The 17,455-nt window shown below is 57.9% G+C and carries 9 protein-coding genes, 2 tRNA genes, 3 rRNA genes and 2 pseudogenes; 12 read left to right on the top strand and 4 right to left on the bottom strand.

Annotation, left to right across the window (positions count from 1 at the left end):
* The first annotated feature begins 87 nt into the window (after window positions 1–87).
* The 5 genes from BLU63_RS00450 to rrf all read left to right on the top strand — a co-directional run bounded on the left by BLU63_RS00450 (window position 88) and on the right by rrf (window position 5,318).
* A 16S ribosomal RNA gene (locus tag BLU63_RS00450) occupies window positions 88–1,626 on the top strand.
* Window positions 1,627–1,749: 123 nt separating this feature from the next.
* Window positions 1,750–1,826, top strand: a tRNA-Ile gene (locus BLU63_RS00445).
* A 10-nt stretch (window positions 1,827–1,836) separates the two neighbouring features.
* A tRNA-Ala gene (locus tag BLU63_RS00440) sits at window positions 1,837–1,912 on the top strand.
* Between the two features lie 240 nt (window positions 1,913–2,152).
* Window positions 2,153–5,044, top strand: a 23S ribosomal RNA gene (locus BLU63_RS00435).
* Between the two features lie 158 nt (window positions 5,045–5,202).
* Window positions 5,203–5,318, top strand: a 5S ribosomal RNA gene (gene rrf, locus BLU63_RS00430).
* Together the 16S, 23S and 5S rRNA genes with 2 tRNA genes alongside form the textbook arrangement of a ribosomal RNA operon.
* 111 nt (window positions 5,319–5,429) lie before the next feature.
* Here the strand turns inward: rrf and BLU63_RS00425 are convergent.
* On the bottom strand, window positions 5,430–6,353 hold the full coding sequence (locus BLU63_RS00425) for a TIGR03571 family LLM class oxidoreductase (protein ID WP_077748924.1): 924 nt from the start codon (window positions 6,351–6,353) through the stop codon (window positions 5,430–5,432).
* A 273-nt stretch (window positions 6,354–6,626) separates the two neighbouring features.
* Here BLU63_RS00425 and mrdA point away from each other — a divergent pair, with 273 nt between their 5' ends.
* Complete coding sequence (mrdA, locus tag BLU63_RS00420; RefSeq protein WP_010458391.1) at window positions 6,627–8,519, top strand: penicillin-binding protein 2; 1,893 nt, start codon at window positions 6,627–6,629, stop codon at window positions 8,517–8,519.
* A 12-nt stretch (window positions 8,520–8,531) separates the two neighbouring features.
* On the opposite strand, the pseudogene BLU63_RS32645 reads toward mrdA, so the two are convergent.
* Window positions 8,532–8,668 (bottom strand): annotated as a pseudogene (locus BLU63_RS32645) (LysR family transcriptional regulator); the annotation flags it as partial.
* On the opposite strand from BLU63_RS32645, the pseudogene BLU63_RS00415 reads away from it, so the two are divergent.
* From BLU63_RS00415 to qhpG, 5 genes and pseudogenes are all read left to right on the top strand, one after another.
* Window positions 8,667–8,873: pseudogene (locus BLU63_RS00415) on the top strand (histone deacetylase family protein); the annotation flags it as partial. The pseudogenes BLU63_RS32645 and BLU63_RS00415 sit on opposite strands and share 2 nt — an antisense overlap.
* Window positions 8,874–9,119: 246 nt before the next feature.
* Window positions 9,120–11,024 (top strand): sigma-54-dependent Fis family transcriptional regulator, encoded by a 1,905-nt coding sequence (locus BLU63_RS00410; protein ID WP_077748922.1) that lies wholly within the window; start codon window positions 9,120–9,122, stop codon window positions 11,022–11,024.
* Window positions 11,024–12,742: an ABC transporter ATP-binding protein gene (locus BLU63_RS00405; RefSeq protein ID WP_010458394.1), complete on the top strand. Its 1,719-nt coding sequence runs from the start codon at window positions 11,024–11,026 to the stop codon at window positions 12,740–12,742. The genes BLU63_RS00410 and BLU63_RS00405 overlap by 1 nt, the downstream gene beginning before the upstream one ends.
* The gene (qhpE, locus tag BLU63_RS00400) at window positions 12,732–13,409 is read left to right on the top strand and encodes a subtilisin-like serine protease QhpE (RefSeq protein ID WP_077748921.1); all 678 of its coding nucleotides are present in this window, start codon (window positions 12,732–12,734) and stop codon (window positions 13,407–13,409) included. Before BLU63_RS00405 ends, qhpE begins: the two co-directional genes overlap by 11 nt.
* The gene (gene qhpG / locus BLU63_RS00395) at window positions 13,406–14,695 is read left to right on the top strand and encodes a flavin-dependent monooxygenase QhpG (RefSeq protein ID WP_083374667.1); all 1,290 of its coding nucleotides are present in this window, start codon (window positions 13,406–13,408) and stop codon (window positions 14,693–14,695) included. Before qhpE ends, qhpG begins: the two co-directional genes overlap by 4 nt.
* Window positions 14,696–14,745: 50 nt before the next feature.
* On the opposite strand, the gene BLU63_RS00390 is transcribed toward qhpG, so the two are convergent.
* Window positions 14,746–16,236, bottom strand: coding sequence for an aldehyde dehydrogenase family protein (locus tag BLU63_RS00390; protein ID WP_083374666.1), 1,491 nt, complete (start codon window positions 16,234–16,236; stop codon window positions 14,746–14,748).
* Window positions 16,237–16,510: 274 nt separating this feature from the next.
* On the opposite strand from BLU63_RS00390, the gene BLU63_RS00385 reads away from it, so the two are divergent.
* On the top strand, window positions 16,511–16,765 hold the full coding sequence (locus tag BLU63_RS00385) for a DUF1652 domain-containing protein (protein WP_010458398.1): 255 nt from the start codon (window positions 16,511–16,513) through the stop codon (window positions 16,763–16,765).
* A 46-nt stretch (window positions 16,766–16,811) separates the two neighbouring features.
* Here the strand turns inward: BLU63_RS00385 and BLU63_RS00380 are convergent, their stop codons facing one another.
* On the bottom strand, window positions 16,812–17,168 hold the full coding sequence (locus BLU63_RS00380) for a hypothetical protein (RefSeq protein ID WP_083374665.1): 357 nt from the start codon (window positions 17,166–17,168) through the stop codon (window positions 16,812–16,814).
* Window positions 17,169–17,455: the final 287 nt, after the last annotated feature.

The following is a 17,455-nucleotide window of genomic DNA, read 5'->3' as shown; positions in this document are numbered from 1 at the left end:
CATCACAAGTTACTCCGCGAGAAATCAAAGATGTAACCAACGATTGCTGAGCCAAGTTTAGGGTTTCTTAAAAACCCAAAGATGTTTGAACTGAAGAGTTTGATCATGGCTCAGATTGAACGCTGGCGGCAGGCCTAACACATGCAAGTCGAGCGGCAGCACGGGTACTTGTACCTGGTGGCGAGCGGCGGACGGGTGAGTAATGCCTAGGAATCTGCCTGGTAGTGGGGGATAACGCTCGGAAACGGACGCTAATACCGCATACGTCCTACGGGAGAAAGCAGGGGACCTTCGGGCCTTGCGCTATCAGATGAGCCTAGGTCGGATTAGCTAGTTGGTGAGGTAATGGCTCACCAAGGCGACGATCCGTAACTGGTCTGAGAGGATGATCAGTCACACTGGAACTGAGACACGGTCCAGACTCCTACGGGAGGCAGCAGTGGGGAATATTGGACAATGGGCGAAAGCCTGATCCAGCCATGCCGCGTGTGTGAAGAAGGTCTTCGGATTGTAAAGCACTTTAAGTTGGGAGGAAGGGCAGTTACCTAATACGTATCTGTTTTGACGTTACCGACAGAATAAGCACCGGCTAACTCTGTGCCAGCAGCCGCGGTAATACAGAGGGTGCAAGCGTTAATCGGAATTACTGGGCGTAAAGCGCGCGTAGGTGGTTTGTTAAGTTGGATGTGAAATCCCCGGGCTCAACCTGGGAACTGCATTCAAAACTGACAAGCTAGAGTATGGTAGAGGGTGGTGGAATTTCCTGTGTAGCGGTGAAATGCGTAGATATAGGAAGGAACACCAGTGGCGAAGGCGACCACCTGGACTGATACTGACACTGAGGTGCGAAAGCGTGGGGAGCAAACAGGATTAGATACCCTGGTAGTCCACGCCGTAAACGATGTCAACTAGCCGTTGGGAGCCTTGAGCTCTTAGTGGCGCAGCTAACGCATTAAGTTGACCGCCTGGGGAGTACGGCCGCAAGGTTAAAACTCAAATGAATTGACGGGGGCCCGCACAAGCGGTGGAGCATGTGGTTTAATTCGAAGCAACGCGAAGAACCTTACCAGGCCTTGACATCCAATGAACTTTCCAGAGATGGATTGGTGCCTTCGGGAACATTGAGACAGGTGCTGCATGGCTGTCGTCAGCTCGTGTCGTGAGATGTTGGGTTAAGTCCCGTAACGAGCGCAACCCTTGTCCTTAGTTACCAGCACGTAATGGTGGGCACTCTAAGGAGACTGCCGGTGACAAACCGGAGGAAGGTGGGGATGACGTCAAGTCATCATGGCCCTTACGGCCTGGGCTACACACGTGCTACAATGGTCGGTACAGAGGGTTGCCAAGCCGCGAGGTGGAGCTAATCCCAGAAAACCGATCGTAGTCCGGATCGCAGTCTGCAACTCGACTGCGTGAAGTCGGAATCGCTAGTAATCGCGAATCAGAATGTCGCGGTGAATACGTTCCCGGGCCTTGTACACACCGCCCGTCACACCATGGGAGTGGGTTGCACCAGAAGTAGCTAGTCTAACCTTCGGGGGGACGGTTACCACGGTGTGATTCATGACTGGGGTGAAGTCGTAACAAGGTAGCCGTAGGGGAACCTGCGGCTGGATCACCTCCTTAATCGACGACATCAGCTGCTCCATAAGTTCCCACACGAATTGCTTGATTCATTGAAGAAGACGATAGAAGCAGCTTTAAGCTCCAAGCTGATAGCTCCAAGCTAACAGTTGCGCGCTCGAAATTGGGTCTGTAGCTCAGTTGGTTAGAGCGCACCCCTGATAAGGGTGAGGTCGGCAGTTCGAATCTGCCCAGACCCACCAATTTTGTTATGGGGCCATAGCTCAGCTGGGAGAGCGCCTGCCTTGCACGCAGGAGGTCAACGGTTCGATCCCGTTTGGCTCCACCATATAACTGCTTCTGCTGTTAGAGTTTAGAAATGAATATTCCGGTGTGAATATTGATTTCTAGTCTTTGATTAGATCGTTCTTTAAAAATTTGGGTATGTGATAGAAAGATAGACTGAACGTTACTTTCACTGGTAACGGATCAGGCTAAGGTAAAATTTGTGAGTTGCTCTTAATTGAGTATTATCGAATTTTCGGCGAATGTCGTCTTCACAGTATAACCAGATTGCTTGGGGTTATATGGTCAAGTGAAGAAGCGCATACGGTGGATGCCTTGGCAGTCAGAGGCGATGAAAGACGTGGTAGCCTGCGAAAAGCTTCGGGGAGTCGGCAAACAGACTTTGATCCGGAGATGTCTGAATGGGGGAACCCAGCCATCATAAGATGGTTATCTTAAGCTGAATACATAGGCTTAAGAGGCGAACCAGGGGAACTGAAACATCTAAGTACCCTGAGGAAAAGAAATCAACCGAGATTCCCTTAGTAGTGGCGAGCGAACGGGGACTAGCCCTTAAGTGGCTTTGAGATTAGCGGAACGCTCTGGAAAGTGCGGCCATAGTGGGTGATAGCCCTGTACGCGAAAATCTCTTAGTCATGAAATCGAGTAGGACGGAGCACGAGAAACTTTGTCTGAATATGGGGGGACCATCCTCCAAGGCTAAATACTACTGACTGACCGATAGTGAACTAGTACCGTGAGGGAAAGGCGAAAAGAACCCCGGAGAGGGGAGTGAAATAGATCCTGAAACCGTATGCGTACAAGCAGTGGGAGCCCACTTTGTTGGGTGACTGCGTACCTTTTGTATAATGGGTCAGCGACTTATTTTCAGTGGCGAGCTTAACCGAATAGGGGAGGCGTAGCGAAAGCGAGTCTTAATAGGGCGTCTAGTCGCTGGGAATAGACCCGAAACCGGGCGATCTATCCATGGGCAGGTTGAAGGTTGGGTAACACTAACTGGAGGACCGAACCGACTACCGTTGAAAAGTTAGCGGATGACCTGTGGATCGGAGTGAAAGGCTAATCAAGCTCGGAGATAGCTGGTTCTCCTCGAAAGCTATTTAGGTAGCGCCTCATGTATCACTGTAGGGGGTAGAGCACTGTTTCGGCTAGGGGGTCATCCCGACTTACCAAACCGATGCAAACTCCGAATACCTACAAGTGCCGAGCATGGGAGACACACGGCGGGTGCTAACGTCCGTCGTGAAAAGGGAAACAACCCAGACCGTCAGCTAAGGTCCCAAAGTTATGGTTAAGTGGGAAACGATGTGGGAAGGCTTAGACAGCTAGGAGGTTGGCTTAGAAGCAGCCACCCTTTAAAGAAAGCGTAATAGCTCACTAGTCGAGTCGGCCTGCGCGGAAGATGTAACGGGGCTCAAACCATACACCGAAGCTACGGGTATCACTTAGGTGATGCGGTAGAGGAGCGTTCTGTAAGCCTGTGAAGGTGAGTTGAGAAGCTTGCTGGAGGTATCAGAAGTGCGAATGCTGACATGAGTAACGACAATGGGTGTGAAAAACACCCACGCCGAAAGACCAAGGTTTCCTGCGCAACGTTAATCGACGCAGGGTTAGTCGGTCCCTAAGGCGAGGCTGAAAAGCGTAGTCGATGGAAAACAGGTTAATATTCCTGTACTTCTGGTTATTGCGATGGAGGGACGGAGAAGGCTAGGCCAGCTTGGCGTTGGTTGTCCAAGTTTAAGGTGGTAGGCTGGAATCTTAGGTAAATCCGGGATTCTAAGGCCGAGAGCTGATGACGAGTGTTCTTTTAGAACACGAAGTGGTTGATGCCATGCTTCCAAGAAAAGCTTCTAAGCTTCAGGTAACCAGGAACCGTACCCCAAACCGACACAGGTGGTTGGGTAGAGAATACCAAGGCGCTTGAGAGAACTCGGGTGAAGGAACTAGGCAAAATGGCACCGTAACTTCGGGAGAAGGTGCGCCGGTGAGGGTGAAGCATTTACTGCGTAAGCCCATGCCGGTCGAAGATACCAGGCCGCTGCGACTGTTTATTAAAAACACAGCACTCTGCAAACACGAAAGTGGACGTATAGGGTGTGACGCCTGCCCGGTGCCGGAAGGTTAATTGATGGGGTTAGCTAACGCGAAGCTCTTGATCGAAGCCCCGGTAAACGGCGGCCGTAACTATAACGGTCCTAAGGTAGCGAAATTCCTTGTCGGGTAAGTTCCGACCTGCACGAATGGCGTAACGATGGCGGCGCTGTCTCCACCCGAGACTCAGTGAAATTGAAATCGCTGTGAAGATGCAGTGTATCCGCGGCTAGACGGAAAGACCCCGTGAACCTTTACTATAGCTTTGCACTGGACTTTGAATTTGCTTGTGTAGGATAGGTGGGAGGCTTTGAAGCGTGGACGCCAGTTCGCGTGGAGCCAACCTTGAAATACCACCCTGGCAACTTTGAGGTTCTAACTCAGGTCCGTTATCCGGATCGAGGACAGTGTATGGTGGGTAGTTTGACTGGGGCGGTCTCCTCCTAAAGAGTAACGGAGGAGTACGAAGGTGCGCTCAGACCGGTCGGAAATCGGTCGTAGAGTATAAAGGCAAAAGCGCGCTTGACTGCGAGACAGACACGTCGAGCAGGTACGAAAGTAGGTCTTAGTGATCCGGTGGTTCTGTATGGAAGGGCCATCGCTCAACGGATAAAAGGTACTCCGGGGATAACAGGCTGATACCGCCCAAGAGTTCATATCGACGGCGGTGTTTGGCACCTCGATGTCGGCTCATCACATCCTGGGGCTGAAGCCGGTCCCAAGGGTATGGCTGTTCGCCATTTAAAGTGGTACGCGAGCTGGGTTTAGAACGTCGTGAGACAGTTCGGTCCCTATCTGCCGTGGACGTTTGAGATTTGAGAGGGGCTGCTCCTAGTACGAGAGGACCGGAGTGGACGAACCTCTGGTGTTCCGGTTGTCACGCCAGTGGCATTGCCGGGTAGCTATGTTCGGAATAGATAACCGCTGAAAGCATCTAAGCGGGAAACTAGCCTCAAGATGAGATCTCACTGGGACCTTGAGTCCCCTGAAGGGCCGTCGAAGACTACGACGTTGATAGGTTGGGTGTGTAAGCGCTGTGAGGCGTTGAGCTAACCAATACTAATTGCCCGTGAGGCTTGACCATATAACACCCAAGCAATTTGCTGACCTGAAAGGGCACCAGATTGCGGTGTGTGAAGACGAAATGAACCGAAAGTTCGATTGTTCACAAACACCGAGATCTATCACATACCCATTCGCTGGAGCGTGCGCCGTAAGGCAAACGACCTGGCTACCGAATTTCTTGACGACCATAGAGCATTGGAACCACCTGATCCCATCCCGAACTCAGCAGTGAAACGATGCATCGCCGATGGTAGTGTGGGGTTTCCCCATGTGAGAGTAGGTCATCGTCAAGATTAAATTCCGAAACCCCTATCTGCGTATGCAGGTAGGGGTTTTGTTTTGTCCGCAGGAAAGTGGCGTGACAAAAAAGGATAGCCGACGGGCTATCCCAGCTTTCAGCATCGTTAGTGAAACTTCGGCAGAACGTATTCAGCTATCTCTTCAATAACCTCTGCCACAGGGCGTTCGCTACGACGCATGTGCAAGCCGACATGCTGCACACCAGCCTCACGTAACGCCTGAAGCTCATCAATCAAGGCCAGCCGTCCACAACTGCCACCGAAGCGCACACGTCGCATGGGGGTATGAGGATTAGCAGTCAGGTCCAAGTGTACGAAGCTGATATAAGGCTTATCGCCTCCAACTTCCCGCCACAGCCCCACTCGACGTCGGTGCTCATCCGGCGTACCAGGGTAGGCGAGCCAACCATCCATGTGCTCACCAATCCAGGCCGGTGATTGTTGACCAAGACCTGCAACCAGCAGTGGCATAGGCTGATCTCGCTCCGGCAACAGGCGAGCGCCCTCAGGTAAACGACCTTCTCCCTGGCTGCGGATCAATTCAACCGTATCGCGAAAGATCTCCCCGCGCTGATCGTAATCCACCCCAAACAACGGATACTCCATCGGCCGGTCACCACTGGCCACCCCAAGGAGCAGACGCCCGTCACTCAGTTCATCAACACTGTTGGCGGCCTTGAGCGTTAGCCAAGGCTGACGCAATGGCAGCACAACCGCTGCTGTACCGAGCATGATGTTCTCCGTAATCCCGGCCAAATACCCAAGGTAAGAAAAGGTCTCAAAGACCTGTGCAGCGTCGCCAAAGTTGGGGTCGTAAACCGGCACATCACGTACCCAAAGTGCGCGAAAACCGGCGTTGTCAGCCAAACGTGCCATCGCCGCGTGCTGCTTCAAGTCGGGGACACCAAAAGGCCGATCCTGAGCGATCCGCAGCCGCTGTCCATCATTGGACCAATCGTTATCCAGCGGCAGTTCCAGTCCGATGGAAAATCCATTCGAGCCGAGTAATCGTTGAAATCGTGGATGCATGAAAAGACTCCAAAACAACAAAATGGAATGACATGCACCCAGTATCTACAGGCTCATCTACAAGAAAAATGCATGAATCGGAATATCAATCTTGAGCAAAACGCACGAGTCAAAGAAAAAGCCGACCGTCGTTTTGACCCTCAAGGACAACCATTCGAGAAAATCCCACTAAAGTGACTGCACAGTTTTTGGTATGGTGCAGCTCGTTTTTTAACGGATTGATTTGCAGGCCTAAGGATCGCCCTCTTTTTTAGTCATAGAGCCGCTACAGAAATGCCCGAACCGATACCCATCAAGGACCACGAAAAAGAGACGCGTCTGGTCAACAAGCGGCTGATCGCCTGCGCCTTGTTCGTCGCCGCCATTTCCTGCGCGCTTGTGGTGCGCATGTATGTCCTGCAAGTGGTCGAATACGACTATCACTCGACCATCTCCGAAAACAACCGCGTCCATGTCCTGCCGATCACCCCGACCCGCGGGCTGATCTACGACCGCAACGGCGTAGTCCTCGCGGATAACCGTCCCAGTTTCAACCTCACCATCACCCGCGAACGCGCCTCCGATGTCAAAGAGGAGCTCGATGAGGTGGTCAACCTCCTGCACTTGCCAGCCGAAGACCGGACACTGTTCGACAAGGCCATGAAACAGGCGCGCCACCCGTTCGTGCCGGTCACTCTGTTCTACGAGCTCAGTGAACAGCAAATCGCGGTTCTCGCGGTCAATGAGTTCCGTCTGCCGGGGATCGATGTCGAGCCCCAGTTCGTGCGCCATTACCCGTTTGGCGCACACTTTGCGCACTCGATCGGTTACGTTGGTCGTATCAACGAAAAAGAATCCAAAGCCCTCGACACGGTGGAGTATCGCGGCACCCAATCCATCGGCAAGACCGGCATTGAAAAATTCTACGAGTCGCAATTGCACGGCCAGGTGGGTTACGAAGAAGTCGAAACCAATGCCCAGGGCCGCGTACTGCGAGTGCTCAAGCACACCGATCCGATCCCCGGCAAAAACATTGTCCTGAGCCTGGACGTCAAACTTCAGGAAGCGGCCGAGGAAGCCTTGGGTGATCGTCGTGGTTCGGTGGTGGCGCTCGATCCGTCGACCGGTGAAGTACTGGCCATGGTCAGCAAGCCCAGTTTCGACCCGAACCTGTTCGTCACCGGCATCAGCTTCAAGGAATACGCGGCGCTGCACGACTCCATCGATCGGCCGCTCTTCAACCGCGTTCTGCGCGGCCTCTACGCGCCGGGTTCGACCATCAAGCCCGAAGTAGCCATTGCCGGCCTCGACGCTGGCGTCGTCACCCCTCAGACCCGCGTCTTTGACCCCGGTTATTACCAGCTCCCGGACTTTGATCACAAATACCGTAACTGGAACCACAGCGGCGACGGCTGGGTCGACATGGACGCGGCGATCATGCGCTCCAACGACACCTACTTCTATGACCTGGCCCACAAGCTGGGCATCGATCGCCTGCACGACTACATGGCCATGTTCGGCCTCGGCGAAAAAGTCTCGCTGGACATGTTCGAAGAGTCTGCCGGCTTGATGCCATCGCAAGCGTGGAAGCGCGCCACGCGCCGTCAGGCCTGGTTCCCGGGCGAAACCGTGATCCTTGGCATCGGCCAGGGTTATATGCAGGTCACGCCGCTGCAGCTGGCCCAGGCCACCGCGCTGATTGCCAACAAAGGTGTGTGGAACCGACCGCACCTGGCAAAGACCGTGGATGGCGTAGCGCCGGTGGACGAGCACCCTATGCCGAACATCCTGCTCAAGGATCCGCGTGACTGGGAGCAGGTCAACCATGGCATGCAGATGGTGATGCACGACGCCCGCGGGATTGCCAGAGCCGCCGCGCAAGGCGCTCAGTACCGCATTGCCGGCAAGAGTGGTACCGCGCAAGTCGTCGCGATCAAGCAAGGCGAGCGCTACAACCGGGCGAAAACCCTGGAGCGCAACCGCGACAATGCCTTGTTCGTCGGCTTCGCCCCGGCCGAGCACCCGAAGATCGTCATCTCGGTGATGATTGAAAACGGTGAGGCCGGTGGTCGCGTCGCCGGCCCTGTGGTGCGGCAGATCATGGACGCCTGGTTACTCGATCAGGACGGCCATCTCAAGCCGCAATACGCCACGCCGAGCAAAGCTCCGGGCGACCCTCACGTCTAAGCGCTCAAAGTTTCACAGCACAGTCTCGCGAATACTGAGCATGTGCTGTGAAGCTCGAGGAAGACCGTTTCGGCTTGACTCATCTTCTGCTCGCGGGTCCACAACAGCTGAATATCGAAACCCACCACCCCATCCTCCGGCGGCCATCTGGTGCTGTCCCTGGGGTTCGATATTTTCGAACTGGACCCGCAGAGCAAAGTGGCAGTGACCCGTGAAGGGTTCGCGGTGTTGGGCGAACGGATTCGTAGCCTTGGGTTGCCGTGTCTGATTGTGCAGGAGGGCGGGTATCACCTGGAGAGTCTTGAGGACAATGCCCGGGCGTTTTTTGTGAATGCCGAGGTGTGGCAGCTCTGAGATCATTGGGGCCAGGTACGTCGCCTTCGCGGGCAAGCCTCGCTCCTACAGGTTATTTGCCTGGGGGGGAATTTTGGTTCGCCTCAACCCTGTAGGAGCGAGGCTTGCCCGCGAAGAACGATGACTCGGTCCACCTGACAGAACGCAAGTGCTGTAAGGCACTTGCCATCGCCCTGACGTTAACGTAAAGATTGCGGCAGGGCGCTGAACTTGAAAGGCGCAAAGCGGACCGATCCGGAGCGCTTGATGACGCTAATAAAAACACCTTCTCCCAAGCTGCACCGCGAAGCCCGGCTGGCCCGGGAAAAACTCCATCTGGAGGGCGAAGTCCCCGATGGTGTTCTGCGGGCAGAAATCGATGCGTCGTGGCGGCGAAGCCTCAGCCATGGCGTGCATTTCAACGCCAAGCACGAACTGGCGCTGGAATCCAGCGCCAGCCTCGACGTGCTGTTGGCAAGCAATCGCCTGCTGATCGACGCCGCATTACCGGCCATCGACTACCTGGCTGAACGCCAAGGCAAGGAAGGCCTGATCATCCTCGCCAACTCCGACGCCACCATCCTCGCCGTCGAAGGACGCGCCGACCGCCTCAAGGGCAGCGGCCTGCAAGACATCACCCTGGGCGCCTGCTGGAGCGAAGCCGCTCGTGGTACCAACGCACTGGGCACCGCACTGGTGGAAGCCCGGCCGACGATGATCGATTGCGGCGAGCATTACCTCGATCGTCTCAGCGATTTCTCCTGCACATCGGTGCCGATCCATTGCCCCCAAGGCGACATCCTCGGCGTCCTTGATCTGACCCGCGAAGGCCCCCTCGGCCGCGTTCATGACAGCACCGCGTTGCTGGCCATGGCCGTCAGCCAGATCGAAAGCCGCGTGTTCAACGCCAGTTACCCGGACGAAATCGTCCTCGCGTTCCACAGCCGTCGGCAATACCTTGAATCCCCTTGGCAGGGCCTGCTGGCGGTGAGTCTCGGCGGACAGATCCTGGCGGTCAGCGCGCAAGCCTGTCAGTTGCTGCGTGCCGAGCGTTCGGCCCTGGTCGGTCGGCGTTGCGAGGAATTTCTCGGTGTCGATGGCCTGCAATTGCTGTCCCGTCTGCATCAAGGTGGCGTCGGCAGTTTGCAGACCGCCAAAGGCGAATTCTTCTACAAAACCCTGCGGGCGCCGCAACGTTCCATCAACGTCAGCACACCGCCGCGCAGCCCCGCGAAAACCGCCAAGCCACAACCGGATCTCGAATCCCTGGCCGGCAGTAACGTGCGTTATGCCCGGGCCTTGCGCATGGCCCGCCAAGGGCTGGCCAATGAATTGCCGGTATTGCTGCTCGGTGAAACCGGCACCGGTAAAGAAGTCATCGCCCGTGCGCTGCACATGGCCGGAACCCGATGTGACAAACCTTTCGTTGCGGTGAACTGCGCGGCAATCCCTGAAGGCCTGATCGAGTCGGAACTGTTCGGCTACCGCGAAGGCGCCTTCACCGGCTCCCGTCGTGGCGGCATGATCGGACGACTGCAACAGGCCCATGGCGGCACCTTGTTCCTCGACGAAATCGGTGACATGCCGCTGGCCTTGCAGGCCCGTCTGCTGCGGGTGTTGCAGGACCGTAAAGTGGCGCCGCTGGGCGCGGGCGAAGAACAAGACATCGATGTCGCGCTGATCTGCGCCACCCACCGAGACCTCAAGCGCCTGGTCGAAGAAAAGCACTTCCGTGAAGATCTGTTCTACCGGGTCAACGGCATCAGCGTGATGCTCCCGGCCCTGCGCGAGCGCGAGGATTTCAGCAGTTTGGTTGCTCGTCTGCTGGCCAAACTTGATGCCCCGACGATGGTCCTGCATGACGATCTGAGCCGCTTGCTCGACGGCTACCATTGGCCGGGCAACATTCGCCAACTGGAAATGGTCCTGCGCACCGCGCTGGCCATGCGCGAACCCGGGGACACGGTGCTCACCCTCGACCACCTGCCCGACAGCATGCTCGACGAACTGACCGCGACTGAACGCCCGGCATCGGGCAGCATTCGCGAAAACGAACTGGAGCTGATCCGCCAGGCCTTGGACAGCCATCAGGGCAACGTCTCGGCCGCCGCCGACGCCTTGGGCATCAGCCGCGCGACCCTGTATCGCAAGCTCAAACAGTTGCGTTCGTGATGCAGCGCTTGATCGTTCGGCTGATCGACAGCCAGAACCCCGAAGCCCTGCAAGCGGCGTTGCGTTGGCTCTACAGTTTTGTGCGCCCGCATCGATTGGCGATTGCCGGGCTGCTCGGCTTGTCGGTCTGCGCTTCTTCGCTGGTGCTGGTGCAGCCGTGGCTGACCAAACTATTGATCGACGATGGCTTGCTGGCGAAAAACTTCCCGATGCTGGTGCTGATTGCCGGATTGATGATTCTCGCCGGGCTGCTTGGCACAGCGCTGTCGGGGATCAATCGCTACCTGCACACGCGCCTGTCCGGGCGGATTCTGTTCTCCCTGCGCGATGACCTTTATCGACATCTGCAAACCCTGTCACCGAGCTTCTATGGACAGCGGCGCATCGGTGATCTGATGTCGCGCCTCGATGGCGACGTTGCGGAGATCCAGCGCTTCGCTGTGGATTCGCTGTTCTCGGCGGTATCGAGCGTGGTTGGCCTGGTGGTGGCGGTGGCGATGCTGCTGACCCTGTCGTGGAAACTTTCACTGCTGGCATTGGTGCTGATTCCCCTCGACATCCTCTGGCTGCGCTGGATGCGGCGCAAAGTCGAGCGCGATGTACGGCAGTTGCGCGAGCGCTCGGCGGACATGTCCTCGTTCATGGTCGAGACCTTGCCGGTAATGAAATTCATCCAGTCTGCCGGCCAGCAACAACGTGAATCGCGCCGTCTGGAGTCGCTTGGTCAAGGCTATATGAGCCAGCTGCTGCGCCTGCAAGTCACCGAGTTTTTTACCCAGGCGGTGCCCGGCACGCTGACGTCATTGTCCCGGGCCTGTGCGTTTTTGATTGGCGGTTATTGGGTGGTGCAGGGGACCTGGCAACTGGGCGCGCTGATCGCGTTTTCCACGTACCTGGGGATGGCGGTCGGACCGGTTCAGAGCCTGCTCGGGCTCTATGTCGCGATTCAGCGGATGACCGTCAGCCTCGGCCGGGTCATGGAACTGCGCGGTGAAGAACCGACCGTGCTAACACCGGTTGAACCCAAGCCGATGCCGACCTCTGGCGAGTTGCGTTTCGACGACGTGCACTTCAGCCATCCCGGTCGTCCGACGACCTTGCGCGGCATCGAAGCGCGAATTCCCTATGGCTTGAAAGTCGCCCTGAGCGGCGGCTCCGGCGTCGGTAAATCAACGCTGATCGATCTGCTGCAACGCCATCACGATCCGCAAGCTGGCCGGGTGCTGCTGGGCGAGGTCGATCTGCGTGAACTGGACCTGTTCCAGCTGCGTCGGCGGATAGCCGTGGTCAGTCAGGACATCGTACTGTTTCGCGGCAGCCTGGCCGACAACCTCGCTTACGCGGTGCCGGACGCCAGCCGTGAAGCGATTGCCGAAGTCGCAAGGCTGGCGCAACTCGACAGCCTGATCGAATCGTTGCCCGAAGGTCTCGACAGTCCGTTGGGCGAACGCGGCCAGCAGTTGTCCGGTGGGCAGAAACAGCGGATCGCCATCGCCCGGGCGTTGTTGCAGGATCCGCTGATTCTGGTGTTGGATGAAGCGACCTCGGCGGTGGATGAAGCCACCGAGCGCGAAGTCATCGAGGCCATCGACCGACTGTTTGCCGGGCGCACGCGGATCCTGATCAGCCATCGTCCTTCCACGCTGGCTGATGCTGATGTGCGTTTTGAATTGCTCGACGGCGTACTCATTTCAAAAGCGGTGCTGCATGAAGCCTGAGCTAAGGATTGGCGTGGTCGACAGCGGACATTCGGCGGCGCAGCGGGTGCAGGTGATCGCCGGACGGCGTTTTTCGCTGCTGGAGGATGGCCTGGCCGAAAGCGACTTGCGTGACGACCCGCTGGGCCACGGCAGCGCGGTGATCGAAGCCATCGGGCGGCGAGCCCCTGCGGCGGTGTTTTGCGTGGGGCAGGTGTTTGACCAGCGCGGCGTCACCAGCGCCTTGCAAATTGCCAGCGCTATCGACTGGCTGGTGGCGCAGGATGTTCGCTTGATTAATTTGAGCCTTGGATTACGCCAGGATCGCAGCCTGTTGCGCGAAGCCTGCGCAGCGGCGGTGGCGCGGGGCATTTTGTTGTGTGCCTCCAGCCCGGCCCAGGGCGAGGGTGTGTATCCGGCGAATTATCCACAGGTGCTGCGCGTCACCGGCGATGCGCGTTGCACCGAGCATGAATGGTCGTGGCTCAACAGTGCCCAGGCCGATTTCGCGGCGTGCGTGCATGGGACCTATCCGGGACAGTCCGGTGCGAGCCTTGGGTGTGCGGCGTTGAGCGGACATATTGCGAGTTTCCTGGTTGCCCATCCCGACGCGAGTAACGAGCACGTCATCGAGTGGCTGCGCGAGAACGCCCGCTATCGTGGCCCTGAACGGCGCTTCGGCGCATGATTGTGATTCTTGGCGCTGGACCTGCCGGGGCGGCAGTCGCCCTGGGTTTGCGGCGACTCGGTTATGCGGTGACCCTGGTCAGCGAGTGGCGCCGGTTTGCGGCACTGGAAGGCGTTTCGCTTCGGGTACTGGAGGCCTTGCGCGGCGCGGGCCTGCAGCAGGCGTTGGCGGATGCGGCGTTGCCCTCCCAGCGGCAGGTGTCGTGGAACGGTCAGCAACATGCGCAGAACATCGAATTTCTGTTGGATCGCCCGAGTTTCGACCGAGGTTTGCGCGAAGACCTGCGTCTGGCTGGTGTTGAGCTGATCGAAGGGCGGGTGCTGAGCGTTCAGGCCTCGGGGGTGGGGCATCGGGTCGAGATTGAAGGGCGCGAGGCGCTGCTTGCGGATTTTCTGGTAGAGGCCCGCGGACGCCAGGCGCCCGCACTGGGCAAAGGCCTGCGCGGGCCGGAGACGGTCAGCCTGCTCAATCGTTGGCAAGGCACGCCGGGCAGCACCGCCAGCGCGGTGGAAAGCCTTGAGGACGGCTGGGCGTGGATGGCGCGGCGGGCCGACGGTCAGTGTTATTGGCAATGGACGGTGGACGTGGCCAGCGCGGAATTGCCGGGCAAGGCGACGTTGCTGGATTACTGCCGCGCACGGCGTCAGGGTTCGGCATGGGCGCGTGAGTTTTTCGGTGTCGGGCCTGAGACCGATCTCCAACTGCATGCGCGCAGCAGCACGGCGATTTTGAGTCCGCAGGTCTGTGGTGATCACTGGATCCGGGTCGGCGATGCCGCGATGGCGGTGGATCCGCTGTCGGGCAATGGTATTTTCCAGTCCTTGTCTTCAGCGTTACAGGCGCCCACGGTGATCAACACGTTATTGCGTAAACCGGAACGGGCGGCGCTGGCCCAACGGTTTCATCAGCAGCGGGTGGAGCAGCTGTTTTTGCGCTTTGCGCGGATCGGTCGCGACTTTTACGCCGATGAGCAGAGGTGGCTGGAGCAGCCGTTCTGGCAGGCACGGCGGCAGTGGCCGGATGCTGAAGTGGCCCATGCCGAGGCGGATTTTGCGGCGTTGAGGATTGAGCGGGCGCCGGTGTTGAAAGATGGGTTTGTCGATGACGCCGAGGTGGTGATCACGGCGGATCAGCCGCTGGGGATCTGGCATGTGCAGGGGGTTGAACTGGCGCCGTTGGTGCGGCGGTTGCAGACCGAACCGGCCGAGCAGGTGCTGGCGGGGTTGACGGTGGAGCAGGGGCGGATGGTTCGGAGTTGGTTACTGTCGCAAGGCTTCAAACCCTAACCGATCGTTCCCGCGCAGAGCGTGGGAACGATCAGCGAAGAACGGCGCTATTACAACTTGATCAACACCGACTTCAACTCGGTGTAATGCTCAATCGCCGCATACCCCATCTCCCGCCCGACCCCGGACATTTTGTACCCGCCAAACGGCAGCGCTGGATCGAGCGCGCTGTGGCAGTTGACCCACACCGACCCCGATTTGATTCGCGGAATCATCCGGTGTACCGCCGCCAGGTCGTTCGACCAGATACTCGCGCCCAGCCCATAAGGACTGTCATTGGCCATGCGCAACGCATCGGCTTCATCATCGAACGGAATCGCCACCAGCACCGGGCCGAAGATCTCCTCCTGCACCAGCGAGTGCTTCTGATCGACATCGACAATCACCGTCGGCTTGACGAAAAAACCTGGCCCGAACTGCTCGCCGCCGCAGGCGATGGTCGCGCCACTTTCCCGGCCTTTTTCGATGTACCCGTACACCCGTTCCTGCTGGCGAGCGGAAATCAGCGGCCCCATCTCGACGCTTGGGTCCAGACCGTTGCCGAGTTTCATGGCGTTGGCGATGTCGGCGATGTCCGCCACCACATTGTCGAAATGCTTGCGCTGCACATACAGCCTGGAACCGGCGCAGCACACCTGGCCCTGATTGAAGAAAATTGCGCTGGCGGCCCCGGCTGCGGCGGTTTTCAGGTCGGCATCGGCCATGACGATGGTTGGTGATTTGCCGCCCAGTTCAAGCGTGACACGGGTCATGGACTCCATGGCGATCTTGCCGATCTGCTTGCCCACGGCGGTGGAGCCGGTGAAGGTCAGCTTGTCCACCAGAGGGTTGTGGGTCAGCGCCGAGCCAGCGGTGATGCCGGTGCCGGTGACCACGTTGAACACGCCCTCGGGGTACCCGGCTTCCAGCACCAGTTCGGCCAGTTTCAGCGCGGTCAGCGGGGTTTCGTCGGCGGGTTTGAGCACCACGGTGCAGCCGGTGGCCAGGGCCGGGCCGAGTTTCCAGCAGGCCAGCAGCAGCGGGAAGTTCCAGGCAACGATGGCGCCCACTACACCTACCGCTTCGCGGCGGATGAAACTGTGGAACTGATCGTTGGGCATCAGCGGCAACGACACTTCAACGCTCGAGCCTTCGATCTTGGTCGCCCAGCCCGCCATGTAGCGCAGGAAGTCGATGGATAACTGCACGTCCATCACCTGGGCCACCGCTGCGCTTTTGCCGTTGTTCAGGCATTCCAGTTGCGCCAGCAGTTCGGCGTCGCGTTCCATCAGGTCGGCGAGTTTCCACAACAGGTTCTGCCGCTCCCGTGGGCGGGTGCGGGTCCAGGGCGAATCATCGAAGGCCTGACGAGCGGCCAGCACGGCGCGGTCGACGTCCTCGGGCGTTGCCCTTGGCACGACGCACAGCACTTCACCGGTGGCCGGGTTGTGCAGGGGCATGGTCTGGCCGTCGGCGGCCTCGACCCAGTCACCGCCGATAAGCATGCGCGGGGCGCGCTGGATGAACGCCGAGGTGGCGGGAAGCAAATAAGGGAGGGGCATGGCGAGACCTCTTGTTGTTCGTGAGAACGGAGGCTTTCGCAATGGCTGTGCCAAGTGCCAAGAAAGGCAGGGACGCCCTTGGTCGGCGGGGTTTTGGCGGCTCATGGGAACAGCGGACACAGAGGGGGTTGTTGCAAATTGCGACAACTATGAGACGACGAGCGACCTGCTGCGACCTTGAGACACCCACTTCAGGAGACTAGAATTTTCTGGCTCGGTGGATGAAGCGATGGTCCGTTCATCCGGCCAACCATCTGGCGTGAGGGAGGTAACGATGTTCCTTTCAACCCTGGAAATTCAAAACATCATTGAACACAGTATGTTGCCCGCTGTGTGCACATGCGTCATGGAGGCAGACCAGTCCCTGACGATCCGGGTCTGTGACTGCATGACAGGAAAAGTGGAACTGATCGCCACTAACGTCCCCATATGGAACTTGAACAGTCCCCATGACATTGCTGTACTTGTGGCGGATATTCAGCAAAAAATCGAGGCTCACAAAAACATTTCCTCGACATTGGCCAGTTGAGCCGGCGTCCCCCCGCAACACGCAAGTGCTGCGGGGAAATGGGAGATCAGGAATGGATCTTCCGAGAAATCTCTTCAAACGTGGCGCCATCTACGGCAGCCAACAGCTTTTTGTCATCATTGAGCGTCGCCAGAAAGGTCACTTCGGTCTCCTTGCCGGCCAACATGAACCCGGCGAGGGCGCCGATAGGGCCCAGCAACATCGCGCCCGCCACGCCGAAGCCGATGGCGTCCTTGATGTTGTTGATCGATTCCTGGTTAGCGACTTCCACACGCTTGAACGCTGAGAGCGGGAGGGTGATGCCGGGCCACGGGTGAAGCGACGTTCTAAGGGTAAAAACGCCGTCTCTGTACTCTCCATCACCCTGCAGAAAGTCCCCCGCCAGGACAGTGATGCTTGCCATTTTGTTTTCCCCTGACTGGCAATCGGTGAATCACCATTTCGCACCCGCCTGCAATGGCCGTCAATCGTCGGGCGATGAACTGTTCCGGCCGGGGCATCTATGCTTGTCTCAGGTTGCAACACCTGTCGCGATATTAGACGCAGGCGAACCCGCCCAGCCTCGATTCGCGGGCCTTGTCTTCGTGTAAGTGCTTGATAAGAAAGGCTGTCGTCAAGCTGGCACGCTCCGTGTATTGCTCATTGCAGACGTTTCTCTTGCCTCCGTCAGCGGTGCGCCGCCGGCGGCAG

Origin of the sequence: Pseudomonas mandelii, from assembly GCF_900106065.1 — a bacterium.
Classification (GTDB): domain Bacteria; phylum Pseudomonadota; class Gammaproteobacteria; order Pseudomonadales; family Pseudomonadaceae; genus Aquipseudomonas; species Aquipseudomonas mandelii.
Note: the sequence above shows the minus strand (reverse complement) of the source record. Positions and strands in the feature narration are given on the sequence as shown.

Coding starts and splice junctions, on each gene's coding strand:
- BLU63_RS00425 (WP_077748924.1), bottom strand. CDS start 6,353: ATGCATCCACGATTTCAACGATTACTCGGCTCGAATGGATTTTCCATC.
- mrdA (WP_010458391.1), top strand. CDS start 6,627: ATGCCCGAACCGATACCCATCAAGGACCACGAAAAAGAGACGCGTCTG.
- BLU63_RS00410 (WP_077748922.1), top strand. CDS start 9,120: ATGACGCTAATAAAAACACCTTCTCCCAAGCTGCACCGCGAAGCCCGG.
- BLU63_RS00405 (WP_010458394.1), top strand. CDS start 11,024: ATGCAGCGCTTGATCGTTCGGCTGATCGACAGCCAGAACCCCGAAGCC.
- qhpE (WP_077748921.1), top strand. CDS start 12,732: ATGAAGCCTGAGCTAAGGATTGGCGTGGTCGACAGCGGACATTCGGCG.
- qhpG (WP_083374667.1), top strand. CDS start 13,406: ATGATTGTGATTCTTGGCGCTGGACCTGCCGGGGCGGCAGTCGCCCTG.
- BLU63_RS00390 (WP_083374666.1), bottom strand. CDS start 16,236: ATGCCCCTCCCTTATTTGCTTCCCGCCACCTCGGCGTTCATCCAGCGC.
- BLU63_RS00385 (WP_010458398.1), top strand. CDS start 16,511: ATGTTCCTTTCAACCCTGGAAATTCAAAACATCATTGAACACAGTATG.
- BLU63_RS00380 (WP_083374665.1), bottom strand. CDS start 17,168: ATGGCAAGCATCACTGTCCTGGCGGGGGACTTTCTGCAGGGTGATGGA.